This window comes from Neoroseomonas marina (genome assembly GCF_012927745.1).
GTDB classification, from domain to species: Bacteria; Pseudomonadota; Alphaproteobacteria; order Acetobacterales; family Acetobacteraceae; genus Neoroseomonas; species Neoroseomonas marina.
Genome location: NZ_JABBKX010000010.1, coordinates 131,704 through 151,661, shown reverse-complemented (window position 1 = coordinate 151,661; position 19,958 = coordinate 131,704). Strand labels below are relative to the sequence as shown.

Sequence of the window (19,958 nt, the reverse complement as noted above, 5' to 3'; positions counted from 1 at the left end):
ATCACGCCAGCCAGGGCGGCACGGGCAGGCCCTTGCCGCGCAGGAATTCCGGATTGAACAGCTTGGACTGGTAACGGGCGCCGCCGTCGCAGAGCAGCGTCACGATGCGGTGCCCAGGACCGAGCGCCTTCGCCACCTTGATCGCCGCCGCAACGTTGATGCCGGCCGAACCGCCGATCGAGATCCCCTCATGGATCTGCAGATCGAAGACCTGCTCGAGCGCTTCGTCGTCCGTCACCTGCACGGCGTCGTCGATCAGCGCGCGGTCGGGCTCGAGGTTGCCGGGCACGCGGGCGGCCTGGCCAATACCCTCGGTGATCGAGTTGCCCTCGGCCTTCAGCGTGCCGGTCTTCACCCAGGCATAGAGCGCGCTGCCCATCGGGTCGGCGAGGACGATGCGCAGGCCGGGCTTCCGGGCCTTCAGGGCCCGCGCCACGCCGGCGAGCGAACCGCCGGTGCCGCAGGAACAGGTAAAGGCGTCCACACGCCCATCCGTCTGGTTCCAGATCTCCGGACCCGTCGTCGCCTCATGCGCGGCGCGGTTCGCCGTGTTGTCGAACTGGTTGGCATGGACGGCGCCCAGCTCCTCGGCGAGTCGCCGGCTGAAATGCACGTAGTTGCCGGGGTCAGAATAGGGCTTGGCCGGCACCAGGCGCAGGTCGGCGCCGATCATGCGCAGGAAGTCGATCTTCTCCCGGCTCTGCGTTTCGGGGATGACGATGACGCTGCGATAGCCGCGCGCATTGGCCACCAGGGTGATGCCGATGCCGGTATTGCCCGCGGTGCCTTCCACGATGGTGCCGGGCTTGCCGGGGGTGAGCAGGCCGCGCTTCTCGGCATCGAGGATGATGCCGAGTCCCGCCCGATCCTTCACCGATCCGCCGGGGTTCATGAACTCCGCCTTGCCGAGGATTTCGCAGCCCGTGGCCGCGCTGGCCCTGCGCAGGCGGATCAGCGGCGTATTGCCGACCGCGCCTTCGAAACCGTCCACGATGCCGGGAGCGGGGGGCGGGACTGCATCCATCGGGGGCGTTCCTTACTCTCTTATAAAGGTGATGGTCGGGTGGCGCGGCGGGCGGGGCAAGGGGCCGGAAATCCTTTCTCCTGAAGACCTTGCAGGCAGAAATCCTTGGCATTTCCGCCCCCGGGAAAGCCAAACCATCCACGGTCCTTGACCTTCGGGCAGGCGATACGAGAACATAAAGCGAACATCAACGGCCCCCATCCTTGGCCATGTCCGCCCCCCAGACCCAAGCCCCGCTCGACCGTCCCGCCCTGATCTCCGCGCTGCGCGCCCGCATCGCGCGGCTGGAGCGCGCCGGCGCGGCCGAGGCCCTGTCGGCCCGCGGGGAGGAAGCGATCCCGCTCTCCCCCGTCATCGACGCCGCCCTGCCCTGGGGGGGCCTGCCGCGCGCGGCCCTGCACGAGGTGCTGGCCGCTGAACCCGGTGCCGCCGCCGGCTTCGCTGCGCTGGTGCTGGCCCGCGCCGGCGGCACCGTTCTTTGGATCGCGCCGGAGCCGGACGCCTGGCCGCCGGGCCTCGCGCGCTTTGGCCTTTCCCCCGCGCAGCTCGTGCTGGTGCGGGCGCCGCACACGCAGGACGCGCTCTGGGCCATGGAGGAAACCCTGCGTTGCCCGGCCGTCGGCGCCGCGTTGCTGGTCACGGGCGAACTCGACCTCACCGCCGCCCGCCGGCTGCAACTGGCCGCCGAGGCCGGCGGCGTGCTCGGTCTGCTGCTGCGGCCGGACGAGGACAACGCCGCCCCGACCGCGGCCTTGACCCGCTGGCGCATCGGCGCCGCGCCGTCCGCCACCAACAGTCCGCACGAACTGGGCGATCCTGCCTGGACGCTCGACCTGCTGCGTTGCCGGAGCGGCCGGCCGAAAAGCTGGCAAGCCGCCTGGCACGGCGACCAGTTGGTCACCGACGAGAGATCGACACGCGATGCCCCGGCACGGAGACGGGCATGAGGCGGAGATGCTGCAGACCACCGCGCATGGAACTCCCCGCGACGACGGAGGCGCGGACGCCATCCCTTCCCCTCCTCGCGCGCGGAGCCGTGGAAGGACCGGAAACCGCATCCTGTCCGACCCAGAGCCGCGGAATGGAGATTCGCGGGCAGGCGCGGCGTCGCATCCTCGCCATTCTCTTCCCCCGCTTTTCCGTGGAGCGACTTCTCCGCTCAGGCCCGGCTGCCGTCTGGGCACAGCAGGGAGCAAAGCGGGTTGTGGTTTCGGTCAATGCGGATGCCGAGGCGGCCGGGCTGGAGGTGGGTCAGGCCCTCGCGGATGCGCAGGCCATCCTGCCCGACGTGGCGCTGGCACCGGAGGATCCGGCCGGCGACGCGCTGGCCCTGGAACGTCTCGCCCTCTGGGCCCTGCGCTTCACCCCGCTGGTCGGCGTCATTGGGCGCAATGGCCTGATGCTGGACATCACCGGCGTCGAGCATCTCTTCAAGGGCGAAGCCGCCCTGCGCGAGGAGGTGCTGGCCAGGCTGGCGCGGATGGGCCTGACCGCCATCACGGCCGTCGCAGGCATGGCCGGCACGGCGCTCGCGCTGGTGCATGCCGGATGGGAAGGGGAGGTGCCGTCGGGACAGGAGCGAAGCACGGTTGCACCGTTGTCGCTCGCAGCGTTGAACCTGGAACCGGCGATGATCAGCGCATTGCAGGGTCTTGGCCTGCGGTCCGTCGGCATTGTGGACGCCCAGCCACGGCCGGCACTGGCACGCCGCTTCGGCACCGGTCTGGTGCACGCGCTCGATGAGGCCCTCGGGTTGACCGCGCGCCCGATCATTCCGATCCGCCTGCCGCCCGAAATGGCCGTGATGCGGGATTTTGTCGACCCGGTGGTGACACGGGAAGGCATCGAGGCCGCGCTGGCCGATCTGCTGGCCGCGTTGTGCCGCGCCCTGCGTGAAGCCGGGCGTGGAGCCCGGCGGATCCTGCTGCGCGCATATCGCGTCGATGGGAATGTGCAGGAACTCACGATCGGCACCGGGCTCGCGACACGCGATCCGCAGCATCTCGCGCGGTTGTTCAAGGGAAAGCTGGAAGGCCTCGAACCGGATTGCGGCTTCGATCGCCTGACGCTGGAAGCGTCGATGACCAATCCCTTGACCGGCATGCAGGAGAATCTCGGGACGGCAGGCCGCGCCGAACGGCGGGAGGAACTGGCACAACTGCTCGACCGCCTGTCGCAACGGCTGCCGGTATGGCGCCTGGCGGTGCGGGCCAGCCATTGGCCGGAACGGGCCATGGCGCGCATGAATGCGTTCGAAACCGCGGAACTGTCGCATTGCTGGGTACCGCGACCGCGGCCGGTGCGCCTGCTGCGGCGTCCTCCCTTCCTGCAGGTGATGGCGCAGGTCCCGGACGGCCCGCCTTTCCGCATTCGGCTCGGTCGCATCTGGCATCGTGTCCGGCGCGCCGAAGACGCCGAGCGGATCGAACCGGAATGGTGGCGGGACGGGCCCAATCGCCTGGCGCGCGATTATTACCCCGTGGAACTGGATTCAGGCGCGCGGCTGTGGGTCTGCCGAAGCGGCCCGATGGGACCTGAAGCCCGCTGGGTGCTGCACGGGCATCTGCCGTGAGCGACTTCGCCGAACTCGGCGCCCTGACGAACTTCTCCTTCCTGGAAGGAGCGTCGCATCCCTCTGAACTGGTGGCGACTGCCAAGTCACTCGGTCATCTCGCCATCGGCGTGGCGGACCGCAATTCCTTTGCCGGCGTGGTGCGGGCGCATGTCGCCGCCAAGGAAGAGGCATTGCGTTTCGTCCCCGGTGTGCGGCTCTGCCTCACCGACGGGGGCGAGTATCTGGCCTGGCCGACAGACCGCACCGCCTGGGGAAGACTGACAAGACTGATTTCGGAAGGGCGCATGGCCGCCCCGAAAGGCGAATGCCACATCAGCCGCGACGCGTTGATTGCGCACGCGCAAGGCAGCGTCATGGCAACGATGGCGCCGGAAGACATAGGAACGGATTTCTCGGCAAGGCTCCGGGCTGACGCCGCAGCGCTGCAACCTCATCTTGCCCTGCCCCTGTTCTGCGCGGTGCCGCATCGCTATCGCGGCGATGACCGCACGCGGCGGGATAGCCTTGCGTCGCTCGGTATCCCGCTGCTCGCCGCTGGCGGCACACGTTTCCATGCACGGGAACGGCGGCGCCTTGCCGATGTGCTGACGGCCATCAGGCTTCGCACGACGGTCGATGCATTGGGTTTCGCCGCGGAGGCGAATGCCGAGGCCCATCTGAAGCCGCCGGCGGACATGCTCCGGCTGTTCCACGGCCATGAGGAAGCCGTGCGGAATACGCGACGGGTGGTCGAGGCCTGCCGCTTCAGCCTCGACATGCTCAGCTATGAGTATCCGAAGGAGATTCTCGACACTGGTCGCAGCGCGCAAGAGACCCTCGAGGCGCGCGTCGAGGAAGCGCTCGTCAGACGCTGGCCGTCAGGACCGTCGGAGAAACTCCGAGGCCTGCTCGATGAGGAGCTCGCACTGATAGCGCAGCTCGATTACGCACCCTATTTCCTGACGGTTCACGAAATCATCCGCTTTGCGCAAAGCAAGGAGATTCTGTTCCAGGGCCGCGGTTCGGCAGCCAATTCGGCAGTCTGCTACGTGCTCGGCATCACCGCCGCCGATGTCGAAACGCACGACCTTCTTTTCGCGCGCTTCCTTTCCACCGCCCGGAATGAGCCGCCTGACATCGATGTGGATTTCGAGCACGAGCGGCGCGAGGAGGTGATCCAGCATATCTACGCGCGCTACGGCCGCGACAGAGCCGCACTCTGCGCCACGCTCGCCCGCTATCGCCCGCGCAGCGCCATTCGTGAAGTAGGCAAGGCGTTCGGTCTCACGGAGGATGTCACCGCCGGCCTGGCAAAAGCCGTCTGGGGGCCGCGCGGGGACCGCGACATGACCGATGTCGCAGCCGAGCTGGGACTGGACGCGAAAGGCGACCCCCGCCTCGCCATGGCCTTGGAACTCGCGGAAGAGATCCAGGATTTTCCCCGCCATCTCTCCACCCATGTCGGCGGTTTCGTCATCACCGAGGGGCCGCTCGTCGAACTCGCCGTTGTCTCGAACGCGGCAATGGAAGATCGCACCACCCTCGAATGGGACAAGGACGACATCGAGGCACTGCGCATGTTGAAGGTCGATATACTGGGCCTCGGCATGCTGACCTGCCTGCGCCGCGGCTTCGATCTGATCGAACGGCACCATCGCAGGCGGATCGCGTTGAGCGACATGACCCGCGACGATCCGCGCGTCTACGACATGCTCTGCCGGGCAGATGCGGTCGGCGTCTTCCAGGTGGAAAGCCGCGCACAGATGAACATGCTGCCCCGGTTGAAGCCCAGGAGATTCTACGACCTGGTAGTGGAGGTCGCGATCGTCCGCCCGGGGCCGATCCAGGGCGACATGGTGCATCCCTACCTGAGGCGACGCGACAAGTTGGAACCGCCGGACATCCCCTCCCCCATCGGCGGCGACCCGGATGAGCTTAAGGCTGTACTGCAGGAAACCTACGGCGTGCCGCTCTTCCAGGAGCAGGCGATGCGCATCGCCATCGTTGCCGCCGGCTTCACGCCGACCGAGGCGGACGCTCTGCGCCGCGCCATGGCGACCTTTCGGAATGAAGGCAAGGTCACCGCCTTCCGACAGAAATTCATCACCGGCATGCTCCGTCGCGGTTATCCGTCCGACTTCGCCGAGCGCTGCTTCCACCAGATCGAAGGCTTCGGCAGCTACGGCTTTCCGGAAAGCCACGCCATGTCCTTCGCCCTGTTGGTCTATGCGAGCGCCTGGGTGAAATGCCACCACCCGGCAATCTTCGCCTGCGCCCTGCTGAACAGCCAACCGATGGGTTTCTACGCCCCGGCGCAGATCGTGCGTGATGCAAAGGATCATGGCGTCGCGGTCCGGCCCATCGACGTGACCGCCAGTCATTGGGACTGCACCTTGGAACCCGATCCTGGCAGTGCCGAGGGCCTGGCCCTGCGGCTGGGCCTGCGCCTCGTCAACGGACTTGGCCAGGAAGAGGCAGAGCGGCTCGGGGTCGCGCGGGCCGAGGCCCCCTTCCGGTCGATCGCCGATCTTGCCACGCGCGCGCACCTCGATCGGACCGCCTTGGAAGCCCTCGCCAGGGCCGATGGCTTCCATGGCCTCGGACGCGATCGCCGGGCAGCGCTCTGGGATGCGGCCGCCCTGTCAGGGCCGGCACCTCCGCTGGCCGCCGCCGAGGGGCGGGAGACCACCCCTCACCTTCCTCGCGCGACGGCCGGGGAGCAAACCGTCCTCGACTATGCCGGGACCGGCCTGACCTTGCGGGCGCATCCCTTGCGCCTGCTTCGCCCGAAACTCCGGGAAATGGGGCTGGCGGATACCCGCTTCCTCGCAACCGCGCGACGGGGACAAAGGCTCCGCCTGCCAGGCCTGGTGCTGGTACGCCAACGGCCGGGCAGCGCCAAAGGTGTGGTCTTTTTCACCATCGAGGATGAGCACGGCACCGCCAACCTGGTCATGTATGCGGATGTCGCGGAACGTTTCCGCGCGGCGGTCGTCGCCGCCAAGCTCGTGATTGCCGAAGGCACCGTGGAGCGGGTCGAAGGCGGTGAAGTCCCGATCATACACCTGCTGGTCCGACGCCTCAGTGACCGGACCGGCCTGCTGGCGACTTTGCATCACCTCGATGATGCCCGCTGGGAGAACGCCATGGCCCGCGCCGATGAGGTGCGGCATCCGGATTACCGCCGCGATACGCCGCCCCGGATGCGCATGCCCGCCAGCCGGGATTTCCGCTGAGCGGCACGCAGGCATGAAGCCGCCATGATTGCGAATCATTCTCATTTGCTGTATCTGGGGCTTGCGCAGCGAAAGGAGCCCCGATGAGCACTGGCGGCCTTCCCACCTGGCCCTGGGCCGGCGCCGTGGCGGATGACCTGCCTCCGCCGGAACGCCTGCTGCTGGACGCGATACGCGCCTGGCACGCCGCGGCACGGATGAGCACACCGCCGCTACCGGCCTCCCAATTCGTGCTGGTGACCGAAGAGGCCGGATCCGCAGCGATGCCGCTCGACGCGCTGCTGCGCTGGGCCCCGATCTCGGCTGGTTGCCCCCTTTGTCCGCGCGTCCTGCCACAGGAGGCCGCCCTGCTGCTCGCCTCCGCCCTCGCCCAGCGGGGCGTGCGCAGCGAGGCGCTCGCCGCGTTCCTCCGCCTGCTGCCCCTGCAATCCGCCTACGGCGCGATGCCCGCGGCGATCCACCTGGGCTGCGCGCTGCGCCGTGCCGGGCTTCTGCTGCGCCACCCGATCAGGGAGGCGATCCGTCCCCGTCCGGCGGCGCGAGGGTGACGATCTCCGTCCCTTCCTCCACGCTGTCGCCTGCCGCGCAGCCGACATGGGCGACGATGCCGTCGGCCGGCGCGGCGATGCGTAACTCCGTCTTCATCGCCTCGAGGATCGCGACCACCTGGCCCCGCGCAACGCGGTCGCCGGCTGCGACCAGCACCTGCACGACGCGCCCCGGGATCGGCGCCGAGAGCCGGCCCTCCGCTGCCGCCTCGCCCCCCGCCGGTGCGTAGGAATCGATGAGACCGAAGACGAAGCGGTCATCGCGCCACCCGATCTCGATCACCTCGTTGTCCTGGGCGTAGCAGATGCGGCGCTCCACACCACCGAGGCTCACGCTCGCCCCGCCCTCGCGCCAGCGCGCGGCGACATCGATCGCCGCACCGCCATCGACGGCGATGGACATCGCCCCACGTCGCAAGGAGACGTTCACCTCGCGGATCGCCGCGCCGTCCTTCAGGCGGAGATGCACGGCCGCTACCCCCTGTAGCCGCCATCCATCCTTCCGGTCCCAGGGGGAAGCCGTCCCGCCACGCAGCGCCGCGCCCGCATCCTCCCCCCAACGCCACAGCAGATGCATCGCCGCCGCCGCGGCGACCGCTTCGGCTGGTGCGGCCTCCGGGGACGGAATCAACGCCTCGCGATGCCGCGCGAGAAAGCCGGTGTCCAGTTCCGCCGCACGCATCGCCGGGTGGGCCGCCAGGCGCGCGAGGAAGCCAAGATTGGTAGCGAGGCCGCCGACCTCGGTTCCCAGAAGGGCCGCGTGCAGCCGGGCCAGCGCCGCCGGGCGGTCCGGCCCCCAGGCGACGATCTTGGCGATCATCGGATCGTAGTGCGGCGTGATGGCATCGCCCGAACGCACGCCGGTCTCGATGCGAAGATCGTCCGACGCCGCCGGCGTGCCGAAGTGGCGCAGCCGGCCGGTGGAGGGGCGGAAATCATGCGCCGGATCCTCGGCGTAGAGGCGCACCTCCACGCTGTGGCCACGCGGTTCCGGCGCGGCGGTCAGCGGCAGCGCCTCGCCAGCCGCGACACGGAGTTGCCACTCGACCAGGTCGAGGCCCGTGACCATCTCCGTCACCGGATGCTCGACCTGCAGCCTCGTGTTCATCTCCATGAAGAAGGCGTCCTCGCCTTCGACGATGAATTCGACCGTGCCGGCATTGACGTAGCCGACCGCGCGCGCCGCGGCGACGGCGGAATCGTGCAGGCGGGCACGCAGCGCGGGCGAGAGGTCCGGCGCCGGCGCTTCCTCGAGCACCTTCTGGTGCCGCCGCTGCACCGAGCAGTCGCGCGTATGCAGGTGCAGCGTGTTGCCATGCCGGTCGGCGAAGACCTGCACCTCCACGTGCCGGGGCTTCTGGAGGTAGCGTTCCAGCAGCACGCGATCGTCTCCGAAGGCCGCGCGCGCCTCGCGCCGCGCGCCCGCCAGCTCGTCGAGGAAATCCGCGGCTGAATGGACCGGGCGCATGCCCTTGCCGCCGCCGCCCGCGCTCGCCTTGATCAGCACGGGAAAGCCGATGCGTGCGGCCTCGGCTGCCAAGCGTTCCTCCGACTGGTCCTCCCCATGGTAGCCCGGCACGACGGGCACCCCCGCGGCGACCATCAGCGCCTTGGATTCCGCCTTGCTGCCCATGGCGCGGATGGCGGAAGGCGGCGGGCCGACGAAAGCGATGCCGACCGCCGCGCAGGCCTCGGCGAAGTCGGCATTCTCCGAGAGGAACCCGTAGCCTGGATGAATGGCCTCCGCGCCCGCGGTGCGCGCGACCTCGATGATGCGGTGGGCGCGCAGGTAGGAGTCGCGCGTCGGGGCGGCGCCGATCGGGTACGCCTCGTCGGCCAGCGCGACATGCAGGGCGTTCGCGTCGGCCTCGCTGAACACCGCGATGCAACGGATGCCCATGCGCTGCGCCGTGCGCATGATGCGGCAGGCGATCTCGCCCCGGTTGGCGATGAGAAGACTACGGAACATCACATGCGGAACACGCCGAAGCGCGTCTCCTCGATCGGGGCGTTCAGCGAGGCGGCCATGGCAAGGCCAAGCACATCGCGCGTGTCGGCCGGGTCGATGATGCCGTCGTCCCAAAGCCGCGCGGTGGCGTAATAGGGATCGCCCTCGCGCTCGTACTTCTCGCGGATCGGCGCCTTGAAGGCGTCCTCCGCCTCCTCGCTCCAGATCTCGCCGCGCGCCTCGATGTTGTCGCGCCGCAGCGTGGCGAGCACGCTCGCCGCCTGCTCCCCGCCCATCACCGAGATGCGCGAGTTCGGCCAGGTGAACAGGAAGCGCGGCGAATAGGCGCGCCCGCACATGCCGTAGTTGCCTGCGCCGAAGGACCCGCCGGTGATGACCGTGAACTTCGGCACGTTCGCGCTGGCGACGGCCGTGACCAGTTTCGCACCATCCTTGGCGATGCCGCCGGCCTCATACTTCCGGCCCACCATGAAGCCCGCGATGTTCTGCAGGAACAGCAGCGGAATACCGCGCTGGCAGCAGAGCTCGACGAAATGCGCGCCCTTCTGCGCCGATTCCGAGAACAGGATGCCGTTGTTCGCGAGGATCCCGACCGGCATCCCCCAGATGCGCGCGAAGCCGCAGATCAGCGTCGTACCATAGCGGTGCTTGAACTCATCGAGTTCCGATCCGTCGACGATCCGCGCGATGATCTCCCGCGCCTCAACCGGAGTACGCAGGTCAGGCGGGACGATCCCGTGCAGTTCCGTCGGGTCGTAGCGCGGCGGCGCCGGATCGCGCGTCGCGAGTGTCGCGCGCGGCCCTGCCCCGAGATTGGCGACGATCCGCCGCACGATGCCGAGCGCATGCATGTCGTCCGCCGCGAAATGGTCGGCCACGCCGGACAGCCGCGTATGGACATCCGCGCCGCCGAGATCCTCGGCGCTCACCACCTCCCCAGTCGCCGCCTTCACCAGCGGCGGGCCGGCGAGGAAAATCGTGCCCTGTTCCCTCACGATCACCGCCTCGTCGCACATGGCGGGCACATAGGCGCCGCCGGCGGTGCAGGACCCCATCACCGAGGCGATCTGCGGAATCCCCGCCCCCGACATGCGCGCCTGATTGTAGAAGATGCGTCCGAAATGCTCGCGGTCGGGGAAGATCTCGTCCTGGTTGGGCAGGTTCGCCCCGCCCGAATCAACCAGATAGATGCACGGCAGCCGGTTCTGCGCGGCGATTTCCTGCGCCCGCAGGTGCTTCTTCACCGTGATCGGGTAGTAGGTCCCGCCCTTCACCGTCGCATCATTGGCAACGATGACGCATTCGCGGCCCGAGACGCGGCCGATGCCAGTGATCATCCCGGCGCCCGGCACCTCACCGCCATACATGCCATGCGCCGCCAGCGGTGAGAGCTCCAGGAACGGCGCGCCGCGGTCGAGCAGACGCTCCACGCGCTCCCGCGGCAGCAGCTTGCCGCGCGCGACGTGCTTCTGCCGCGCCGCCTCGGGCCCGCCGGCCGCAGCCTCGGCCGTGCGGGCGCCGAGCGTGTCGAGCAGCCCGCGCATCGTCGCCGCATTCGCGCGGAACGCTTCCGAGCGCGTGTCGACGGAGGAGGAAAGGACGTGGCTCACGCGGTTTCCCTGAACAATTCGCGGCCGATCAGCATGCGGCGGATCTCGCTGGTGCCGGCGCCGATCTCGTAGAGCTTGGCGTCGCGCAACAGCCGCCCCGGCGCATTCTCGTTGATGTAGCCATTGCCGCCGAGGATCTGGATCGCATCCAGCGCCGCCTTGGTCGCGGCCTCGGCGGCGAACAGGATCGCCCCGGCCGCGTCCTTGCGCGTCGTCTTGCCCTGGTCGCAGGCGCGCGCCACAGCATAAACATAGGCCCGGCAAGCGTTCAGCACCGTGTACATGTCCGCGAGCTTGGCCTGGATGAGCTGGAACTCGCCGATCGCCTGGCCGAACTGCTTGCGCTCATGGACATAGGGCACAACAAGATCCAGGCAGGCCTGCAGGATGCCGAGCGGGCCCGCCGCCAGCACCGCGCGCTCATAGTCGAGTCCCGACATCAGCACGCGCACGCCGCCGCCGACCTGCCCGAGCACGTTCTCCTCGGGCACCTCGCAATCCTCGAAGACGAGTTCGCTGGTGGGCGATCCGCGCATGCCGAGCTTGTCGAGCTTCTGCGCCGGCCTGAACCCCTTGAAGTCGCGCTCGACGATGAAGGCGGTGATGCCCTTGGGGCCGGCCGCGAGGTCCGTCTTGGCATAGACCACCATGGTCTCGGCGTAATGCGCGTTGGTGATCCACATCTTGGTGCCGTTCAGCACGTAGCGGTCGCCGCGCTTGTCCGCGCGCAGGCGCATGGACACGACATCGCTGCCCGCCCCGGGCTCGCTCATTGCGAGCGCACCGAGATGCTCACCTGAGATCAGCTTCGGCAGGTAGCGCCGCTTCTGTTCCTCGCTGCCGTTGCGGCGGATCTGGTTCACGCAGAGGTTGGAATGTGCCCCGTAGGAGAGGCCGACGGAGGCCGAGGCGCGGCTGACCTCCTCCATCGCGACGCAATGGGCGACGTAGCCCATGTTCGCGCCGCCATACTCTTCCTCGACCGTGATGCCGTGCAGGCCCAGCGCGCCCATCTCGGGCCACAGGTGGCGGGGGAACTCGTCGGTGCGGTCGATCTCGGCGGCAATGGGCGCGATCCGCTCGGAGGCGAAGGAGCGGACCGTGTCGCGCAGCATGTCGACCTCGTCGCCAAGGCCGAAGTCGAGGGTCGGGATCTGATTCTTGGACATGGCGCCTCCTCCCGCGCAGGATCGCCGCCGGGACGCGTCATGCCAAGCGTCTTCGCAGGCTACCCCCGCAGGGCGATCGCGAGTGGCGGGTCGTCCGTGGTCAGGCACTCGATGCCGAGGCCGAGCATCCGGCGGATCGACGCCTCATGGTTCGCCCCCCAGACCGAGACACGGATGCCCGCGCCCTGGAAAGCCGCGCAGCCCTCGGCATCCAGCACCGATTCCGGCAAGCCGATCTCCGGGAATCCGTAGGCCTTGGTGACCGCGACCGCCCCCCGGATGCCGAGCGAGGCGTAGGTCCTGCCTTCCATCAGCCAGGCAACGCCGGCCAGCCCACCCGCCGCCTGGGCTTCCGCCGCAACCCTCGCGTCGAAGGCGATGACCCAGGCAGTGCGCCGCTGACCGGCTTGATCGAGCGCCGCCATGACCCGCTGAACCAAGCCACGATAGGGCCGGCCCTCGGCATCGCCCTTGATCTCGATCCGCGGGGCGATGGCCGTGCCGCGGTAGACCCCCAGCATCTCGGCCAGCAGAGGCACCCTACCACCTGCGCAGCCCTTCACCCGCAGACGGGCCACCGCCGAGGTCGGAAGCGCTGCCACTGGCCCGCTGCCATCCGTCGTCCGATCGAGGGTTGCGTCATGCATCACCACGGCATCGCCATCCGCGGAAGCATGGACGTCGCATTCCACCTGCTCGAGCGCCAGACCGGCGGTCGCGCGGAAGGCGGTCATGCTGTTCTCGGGCCACAGAAAGGCGCCGCCGCGGTGGCTCGCGATGGCGGTGCGGGGCGTGGTCATGGCGCGGTGTCTCGATTGTGTAGTGCCAGCCCGGGACGTCGAAGGCAGCCCTTCTCCGCGAGATGAGCGCAGGGACGCGCCGCCGGACCCGCTTTCGTTAAGGAAAGCTGTGACACGCTTCACCCAGTGGTGGCAATAACAGCACTCGGCTCGCGTGGCAGGAGGTATGAATGGTCCGGTCCGTGATCCGCGGGATCGCATCCGCGGTGCTAGGCGCCGGGCTTCTGGCTGTTCCGGCGGCGCCCCCACGTGCCCAGCCCGCGGCGACGGGCGATGCCGCTCCGATCCGCCTCAAGATCGTGGGCGGCCTGGCGGATGTCAGCCAGTACGTGCGGTACGAGGAACCATTCTGGCGACAGCACCTGCAGGAAGTCTCGGGCGGGCGGCTGCGCGCGGAGATCGCCCCCTTCGACCGAAGCGGCATTCGGGCCCAGGAAATGCTCGCCCTGATGCGCCTGGGCGTCGTTCCTTTCGGGACCGTGCTGCTTGCCGTCGTCAGCACGGAGGAGCCGGAGTTCAACGCCGTGGACCTGCCGGTCGTGAACCCCGACATGGCGGCACTGCGCCGGACCATCGCCCTGTATCGCCCGCATCTCGAGGCCCTGCTGGCCGAGCGGTACGATGTCGAGCTCCTCGGCATCTACACCTACCCGGCTCAGGTCGTGTTCTGCAAAAGCGCCTTCAGCGGGCTGGCGGACCTTGCGGGACGACGGATCCGGACCTCGTCGGTCGGACAATCCGAAATGTTCGCGGCCCTGGGGGCGATGCCCGTGGTGATCCCCTTCGGAGAAACGCTTGCCGCCCTGCGCTCTGGTGTCGTGGAATGCGCGGTGACCGGCACGCTGTCGGCAAACTCCATCGGCCTGCATGAAGTGACCACCCACGTCCACGCCATGGCCATCACCTGGGGCCTTTCGGTCTTCGGGGCCAACCGGGGTGCCTGGCAGGCATTGCCGGAATGGGCCCGCACGCTGATCCGGGAGGAGGTCGGGAAGCTCGAGCAGGAGATCTGGCAGGCGGCCGAGGTCGAGACCGGTGAAGGATTGGCCTGCAACACCGGACAGGGTCAGTGCTCGACCGGCCGTCGCGGGAGCATGACGCTTGTTCCTGTCTCGGCAGCGGACGAAGCACGGCGCCTCCGCCTCCTGACGGAAAGCGTTCTGCCCGGATGGGTGCGGCGTTGCGGGGAAGCCTGTGTCGACGCCTGGAACACCCGCCTGGCGCCAGCGCTCGGCGTGACCGCCCGCAACGACTGATGCAGAACACGCGCTTCCTCCGTCGCGCCATTCTTCTCGGCGCCGTCGTGCTGCTGGTGGCGCAGACGGTCGTGACCCTCACGATCATCGGGCGGGCCCGGGACGCGCAGGTCCGGGCGGCGGAGGAAACGGTCGAGCGCGTCAGCATCGCGACCGAGGCGTCGATCAACCGTGCCTTCGTCCAGATCGACGCCATGCTCGCCGGCCTGCCGGCGATGGTGGCGCCCTTTGCGATGAATGACCGGATGGACGTGAATTCCCTCAACCGCGTCCTGCGTCAGCTGATCAACCAGAACTTCACCTACCGGGACATCCTCCTGCTCGGCCCGAGTGGCCTGCCCATCGCGACGGCCCTGCCGGTGTCGCGCCGGCGTCGCCTGCCGCTGCCGGTCGACACGGGCTTCTCCGACCTCGCGGCGACAAGCGGCGGGTTGTCCATCGGTGGGCCTGTCCAAAATCCGAGCACGGGCGAATGGACGCTCTTCTTCGCCCGGAACATCGTGGTCGCCGGCGTCGGTCCGGTGCTCGCCGTGGCCGAAGTCCCGGTGCCATCGGTGCGGACCCTGCTCTCCGCGGCTGGCGAACGGCCGGGCATCCGTACCACGCTCGAACGCGACGACGGCACGCTCCTGGCATCGGTCCCGCACGACGAACTGCGCATCGGGCAGAATATCGGTCGGCCGTCGATCCCGGTTGGCCCGGCGGCGCCGGTGCGGGTTGCCAACAGCCGCTTCGATGCCGCGCTGGTCTTCGCAGTCGCGCGGCCCGCGCTCTACGCGACGCTGGTCATCACGACGAGCTTCGATGTCGACGCCGCCATGTCGGGCTGGGACCAGGATCGCATTCGCGCGCTGTCCATCTCGAGCATGCTCGGCGCCGTCGTCATCCTCATCGCGATCGCGCTGATGCTGATCCTACGTCAGCGCGATAAGGCGGAGGCGGAACGCGCCCGTGCGCGGCAGACGCTGGAAAACGCGCTGGAAGCCATGTCCGATGGCTTCGTCATGTTCGACGGCGATGACCGTCTCGTCGCCTGCAACAGCCGTTACCTCGACTTCTACCGACTCAGTGCGGCATTCATCAAACCCGGGGCCCGTTTCGAGGACATCATGCGGGAGGGCTTCCGCGTCGGTCAGTATCCCCAGGCGGGCGACGACATCGAAGCCTTCGTCGCCGCCAGCAAGATCTTCCACCTGGGCAACCAGCCGCCGATGGAACGGCTCCTCCCGGATAGCCGCTGGGTCCTGATCACGGAACGCCGGACACCGGATGGCGGCACGGTCGGCATTCGGACCGACATCACGGCGCTGAAGCGCGCCATGCAGGACCTTGCCGCGGCACGCGACGCCGCGGCCGCCGCCGGCGAGGCGAAGACGCGCTTCCTCGCCCGCGTGTCCCATGAGCTGCGGACGCCGCTCAACGGCGTGCTCGGCTTCGCCCAGGTCCTACTGCATGATCCCCGCCTGACGCCGGAGCAGCGCGAACAGGTCAACACGCTGCGCGAGGCCGGCCGCCATCTCCTGGACCTGGTGAATGGCCTGCTGGATCTCTCGAAGATCGAGGCTGGACGCCTCGACCTCGCGCCCGAAGCGGTCGACCTGCGGCGCCTGCTCAATGGCTGTGCGACGCTGCTCGAACCCGAGATCGTGCGGAAGGCTCTCGCCTTCACGCTCCATGTCGATCCGACGCTGCCGATGGCGGCCCGCCTCGATCCGCTCCGCATGCGTCAGTTGCTGCTGAACCTGCTGTCCAATGCCGTGAAGTTCACGCCGGTAGGCGGCCGCGTCGATCTACGAGTGATGGCCACACCCGATTCCCGCATGCGCATCGAGGTTGCCGACACCGGGCCAGGCATTCCCAAGGACAAGCAGCACCTTCTTTTCGAGGATTTCGTTCAGTTGACGCCCAACGCCGGGCCCGAGGCGCAGGGCACGGGCCTCGGCCTCGCGATCTCGGCCCGGCTCGCGGCACTGATGGGCGGGAGCGTCGGCTGCGAATCGCCGGCGGCGGGCGGCGCTCTCTTCTGGCTGGAAGTTCCACTCGAAGCGGCGCGCCCCGAAGACATCCGCAGCGAGACGCGCTTGCCGGACCTGGACCCGAAGGACGTGGTGTCCCGCCGTGTCCTCGTTGTCGACGATGTGGCCGCAAATCGGCAGATCGCGAAGGCCATGCTGGAATCGGCCGGCCACCGCGTGACGGTCGTCGAGGACGGCGCCGCCGCGCTGCTCGCCTTGAGTCAGGAAACCTTCGATGTCGTCCTGATGGACTTGCAGATGCCGCAGGTCGATGGCTTCGAGACGACGCGGCGGATCCGTGCGATGGAGAAGCCCGCCTCCGAAGTGCCGATCGTCGCGCTGACGGCGTCCGCACTGCCCGAACAGATCGAGGCGACGCGCCGCGCGGGCATGGACGCGCACCTGTCGAAGCCGCTCGACCGCACCGCCCTTCTGCAGCTGATGCACGACATGCCGTCCCGAACGACCCAGGCCGACGCGCAGCCGGAGCGTCCGGACGCTCCTATCCTCGACCCGTCGGCCCTGGACGTCCTGGAACGCGAGCTGGGGCACGCCGCGCATGGCATCCTCGCCGAGTTCGTCGGCGAGCTGCGCAGGGCGCTGGCGCTGCTGGCGAATGCGTCACCCGGCGAACGCAGCGACGCGGCCCATGTCGAACATGCGGCCCATCGCCTTGTCGGTGCGGCACGCACCCTCGGTGCCGCCCGCCTCGCGCTCGAGGCGGAGATTCTGCAGAAGGCGGCGCGTGGCGGCGACGCGGCCGCCGAGCTCCAGGCGAACGTCATTGCCATTGCCCGCTCAACCCTGCCCGAGCTCGAACGTCGGCTGGGCGTCGCTGACATGTCGATTGGTCCCGCCCTGCAACGGATCGAGGCCGCTTAGCCCCTGCCGTCTGGACCCCGCGCTGCGCTCGCCTAGGATGGCGGCACGCACGGCGGAATGGATGAGGAACGCATGGGCTTCGGGACCTGGAGCGCGAATTCGGGGCGCGAGGAGCCGCATCCCGTCCTCCGGGCGGTCGCCGAGCAGGCCCGGCGGGCCGAAACGCCCTGCGGTACCGGTTCCATGGTCTGGCGGGCATGGGGCGAGGGCCAGCCGATCGTCCTGTTGCATGGCGGGTCGGGATCCTGGCGGCACTGGCTGCGCAATATCCCGGTCCTGGCCACGGGCCACATGGTGTTGTGCCCCGACCTCCCTGGCCTCGGCGACAGCGACATGCCGCCAGGCCAGGCTTCACCGGACGGCATCGGCGCCTTGCTGCGGGACGGGCTTCGCCTCCTGCTCGGCGGCCGGAGCTATGACCTGGTCGGCTTCTCGTTCGGTGCACTCTGTTCGGGCCACCTCGCCGCGCAAGACCACGAGGGCTGCCGGTCGCTCACGATCGTCGGCGCCGGCGCCCTCGGCTTCACGCGCAGCCCGACGGAGCTCGTGAAGGTGCGCCACCTCGAAGGCGCCGCCCGCGACGATGCGAACCGGCACAACCTGGCCGAGCTGATGTTCGCCGACGCGACCCGTATCGATGAGGTCGCACTGGCCATGCAGGACCTCCACACCCGCCGGGCCCGCTTCAAGAGCCGTGGCTGGGCGAACACCGACTCCCTCAAGCAGGCCATCCTGCGCAGCCGCGCGCCGCTTGGCGCGATCTACGGCGAACAGGACGCGATCGCCCGCCCCCATGTGCAGTTGCGCCTCGACCTGGTGCACGAGATGCGCCCCGGATCGCGCACCGAGAAGATCCCCGGCGCCGGCCATTGGGTGGCCTATGAGGCAGCCGACGCGTTCAACAGCGCCCTCGCCCGCGTCCTGGCTCGTGACGCGGCCGCGGCGTGACACTGCCGCCGGGGCGCCCGACGCGCGCCGCCACGCTGCGCGGCATGGCTTGGATGGCCGCCGCCGGTTTCCAGTTTTGCCTCCTGAACACCATCGCGCGCGGACTCGCGATGGAGCTCGACCCGTTCCAGACACAGTTCCTGCGCTACTTCGCGGGGCTGCTGGTGCTGGTCCCGTTCATGCTGCGCACCGGCCTCACGGCCTGGCTGCCGCATGACCTGAAGGGCCAAGGCTGGCGCGGCGCCATCCACACCGCGGGTCTGCTGCTCTGGTTCTGGGCGCTGCCGCATGTGCCGCTGGCCGACATGACGGCGATCGGCTTCACCGGCCCCATCTTCATCATGGCCGGCGCGGTCATCTTCCTCGGCGAGCCCATGGTCCGCGCGCGCTGGGTCGCGGCCGGTATCGGCTTTCTCGGGGTGCTCGTGATCGTGGCGCCGAAGTTCACCGGCACGGGCAGCGGCTTCTGGTCGCTGGTGATGCTGTCCTCGGCACCGCTCTTCGCGGCCTCCTTCCTCATCACCAAGGCCCTGACACGGCGCGACCGGCCGGAAGTGATCGTCGCCTGGCAGGCGCTCACCGTCGCCGCCTTCACCCTGCCGTTCGCCATCCCCGGCTGGACGTGGCCGAGCGCGACGCAACTCGGCTGGTTCCTGATGACCGGCCTTCTCGGGAGCGCAGGACATTGGTGCCTGACCGAGGCCTTCCGGATCGCCGACATTTCGGCCACGCAGCCGATCAAGTTCGTCGACATGATCTGGGCCTCGACCCTCGGCTGGATCGTCTTCTCCGAGATTCCCTCGGCGTGGACCTTCGCCGGCGCGGCCGTCATCTTCACCGCCACCACCTGGATCGCCCGGCGCGAAGCAAGGGCGCGCTGACCCCGGCTTGCGCCCGCGGCCGGTCCGTCGGATCGTTGCCGCGAAGGTGCCCGGGAATGGTGCCGTGGAGGAATGCATGACGATGACGGCGCCGCTGCGCCGGCGCGGCCTTGCGGCCCTGGCGGCCGCACTCGCCGCGCCGTCCCTCGCCATGTCCCAGGAAGCCTGGCCAGGCCGGCCCGTCCGTATCGTCATCCCCTTCGCGCCCGGCGGCCCGATCGATACCGTCGGCCGGTTGGTCAGCGAAAGACTGCGCGAACGGCTCGGCCAGCCCTTCATCATCGACAATCGCGCCGGCGCCGGCGGATCGATCGGCCTGCGCTCGGTCGTGCAGTCCGCGCCGGACGGCTATGCGCTCGTCCTCACCTCCTCCTCCCTCGCCATCCTGCCGGCCATCTACGCGACTCTCAACTTCGACCCGCGGACGGACCTGACGCCCGTATCCCTGGTCGCCGAGATCGCGACGACGATCGCCGTGCGCGCCAATCATCGCTTCGCGACGCTGCAGGACATGCTCGCCGAAGCCCGCGCCAAGCCCGGCAGCGTGACCTATGGAACCTCCGGCATCGGTTCTTCGAACCATCTCTCGGGCGCTCTGCTCGCCGCCACGGCGCGGCTCGACCTGGTGCATGTGCCCTATCGTGGGGCGGCGCAGGCGATGAACGCGCTCTATGCCGGCGATGTCGACCTCGTCTTCGCGAGCACGGTCGAAACTCTCGGCCATGCGAGGGAAGGCCGGGCGCGCATCCTCGCGGTCACCACGACGCAGCGCATTCCCGCACTGCCCCAGGTTCCGGCGGCGATCGAGATCGTGCCGGGTTATGTCGCGCCGAACTGGTTCGCCATCGCCGCGCCACGCGGCCTGCCCGCACCGGTCCTGGCGCGGCTTTCGGCGGAACTCGCCCAGCTCGCCACCGACCCCGATTTCCGGGCGCGCTTCGCCACCCTCGGCGCAGAGCCGCTGATGAGCGCGCCCGACATCCTCGCAGCCCGCCTCGCGGAAGACGTGCCGACCTGGCAGCGCGTCGCCGCCGAGGCCGGCATCCGCGCCGAATGACCGATAGAC

The 19,958-nt window shown here is 69.1% G+C and carries 14 protein-coding genes; 9 read left to right on the top strand and 5 right to left on the bottom strand.

Annotated elements, in window-relative coordinates:
- Position 1 precedes the first annotated feature (1 nt).
- The gene (locus GWK16_RS22010; protein WP_170056125.1) at positions 2 to 1,024 is read right to left on the bottom strand and encodes a cysteine synthase A; all 1,023 of its coding nucleotides are present in this window, start codon (positions 1,022 to 1,024) and stop codon (positions 2 to 4) included.
- 209 nt (positions 1,025 to 1,233) lie between these two features.
- Between GWK16_RS22010 and GWK16_RS22005 the strand changes: the two genes are divergently transcribed.
- The 4 genes from GWK16_RS22005 (at position 1,234) to GWK16_RS21990 (ending at position 7,362) form a co-directional block, all read left to right on the top strand.
- The gene (locus GWK16_RS22005; protein WP_170056124.1) at positions 1,234 to 1,971 is read left to right on the top strand and encodes an ImuA family protein; all 738 of its coding nucleotides are present in this window, start codon (positions 1,234 to 1,236) and stop codon (positions 1,969 to 1,971) included.
- Between the two features lie 26 nt (positions 1,972 to 1,997).
- Positions 1,998 to 3,596: a Y-family DNA polymerase gene (locus GWK16_RS22000; RefSeq protein WP_170056123.1), complete on the top strand. Its 1,599-nt coding sequence runs from the start codon at positions 1,998 to 2,000 to the stop codon at positions 3,594 to 3,596.
- On the top strand, positions 3,593 to 6,814 hold the full coding sequence (locus tag GWK16_RS21995) for an error-prone DNA polymerase (protein ID WP_170056122.1): 3,222 nt from the start codon (positions 3,593 to 3,595) through the stop codon (positions 6,812 to 6,814). The genes GWK16_RS22000 and GWK16_RS21995 overlap by 4 nt, the downstream gene beginning before the upstream one ends.
- Positions 6,815 to 6,897: 83 nt before the next feature.
- Positions 6,898 to 7,362: a hypothetical protein gene (locus GWK16_RS21990; protein ID WP_170056121.1), complete on the top strand. Its 465-nt coding sequence runs from the start codon at positions 6,898 to 6,900 to the stop codon at positions 7,360 to 7,362.
- Here GWK16_RS21990 and GWK16_RS21985 read toward each other — a convergent pair.
- From GWK16_RS21985 to GWK16_RS21970, 4 genes are all read right to left on the bottom strand, one after another.
- Positions 7,322 to 9,331 carry an acetyl/propionyl/methylcrotonyl-CoA carboxylase subunit alpha gene (locus tag GWK16_RS21985; protein ID WP_170056120.1) on the bottom strand — a complete coding sequence of 670 codons (2,010 nt, stop codon included), beginning with the start codon at positions 9,329 to 9,331 and terminating at the stop codon, positions 7,322 to 7,324. The two genes, GWK16_RS21990 and GWK16_RS21985, sit on opposite strands and share 41 nt — an antisense overlap.
- Positions 9,331 to 10,875: a carboxyl transferase domain-containing protein gene (locus GWK16_RS21980; RefSeq protein ID WP_170056141.1), complete on the bottom strand. Its 1,545-nt coding sequence runs from the start codon at positions 10,873 to 10,875 to the stop codon at positions 9,331 to 9,333. The genes GWK16_RS21985 and GWK16_RS21980 overlap by 1 nt, the downstream gene beginning before the upstream one ends.
- A gap of 62 nt (positions 10,876 to 10,937) precedes the next feature.
- Positions 10,938 to 12,110 carry an isovaleryl-CoA dehydrogenase gene (locus GWK16_RS21975; protein WP_170056119.1) on the bottom strand — a complete coding sequence of 391 codons (1,173 nt, stop codon included), beginning with the start codon at positions 12,108 to 12,110 and terminating at the stop codon, positions 10,938 to 10,940.
- Positions 12,111 to 12,169: 59 nt separating this feature from the next.
- Positions 12,170 to 12,910, bottom strand: coding sequence for a glycerophosphodiester phosphodiesterase (locus GWK16_RS21970; RefSeq protein ID WP_170056118.1), 741 nt, complete (start codon positions 12,908 to 12,910; stop codon positions 12,170 to 12,172).
- A gap of 299 nt (positions 12,911 to 13,209) precedes the next feature.
- Between GWK16_RS21970 and GWK16_RS21965 the strand changes: the two genes are divergently transcribed.
- The 5 genes from GWK16_RS21965 to GWK16_RS21945 all read left to right on the top strand — a co-directional run bounded on the left by GWK16_RS21965 (position 13,210) and on the right by GWK16_RS21945 (position 19,949).
- Complete coding sequence (locus tag GWK16_RS21965; RefSeq protein ID WP_338144539.1) at positions 13,210 to 14,166, top strand: TRAP transporter substrate-binding protein; 957 nt, start codon at positions 13,210 to 13,212, stop codon at positions 14,164 to 14,166.
- Positions 14,166 to 17,063, top strand: a complete 2,898-nt coding sequence (locus tag GWK16_RS21960) for an ATP-binding protein (protein WP_170056116.1) — start codon at positions 14,166 to 14,168, stop codon at positions 17,061 to 17,063. Before GWK16_RS21965 ends, GWK16_RS21960 begins: the two co-directional genes overlap by 1 nt.
- 57 nt (positions 17,064 to 17,120) lie before the next feature.
- Positions 17,121 to 18,011, top strand: a complete 891-nt coding sequence (locus GWK16_RS21955; protein WP_170056115.1) for an alpha/beta fold hydrolase — start codon at positions 17,121 to 17,123, stop codon at positions 18,009 to 18,011.
- Complete coding sequence (locus tag GWK16_RS21950) at positions 18,008 to 18,892, top strand: DMT family transporter (protein WP_338144538.1); 885 nt, start codon at positions 18,008 to 18,010, stop codon at positions 18,890 to 18,892. The genes GWK16_RS21955 and GWK16_RS21950 overlap by 4 nt, the downstream gene beginning before the upstream one ends.
- 76 nt (positions 18,893 to 18,968) lie before the next feature.
- Complete coding sequence (locus GWK16_RS21945) at positions 18,969 to 19,949, top strand: Bug family tripartite tricarboxylate transporter substrate binding protein (protein ID WP_170056114.1); 981 nt, start codon at positions 18,969 to 18,971, stop codon at positions 19,947 to 19,949.
- Positions 19,950 to 19,958: the final 9 nt, after the last annotated feature.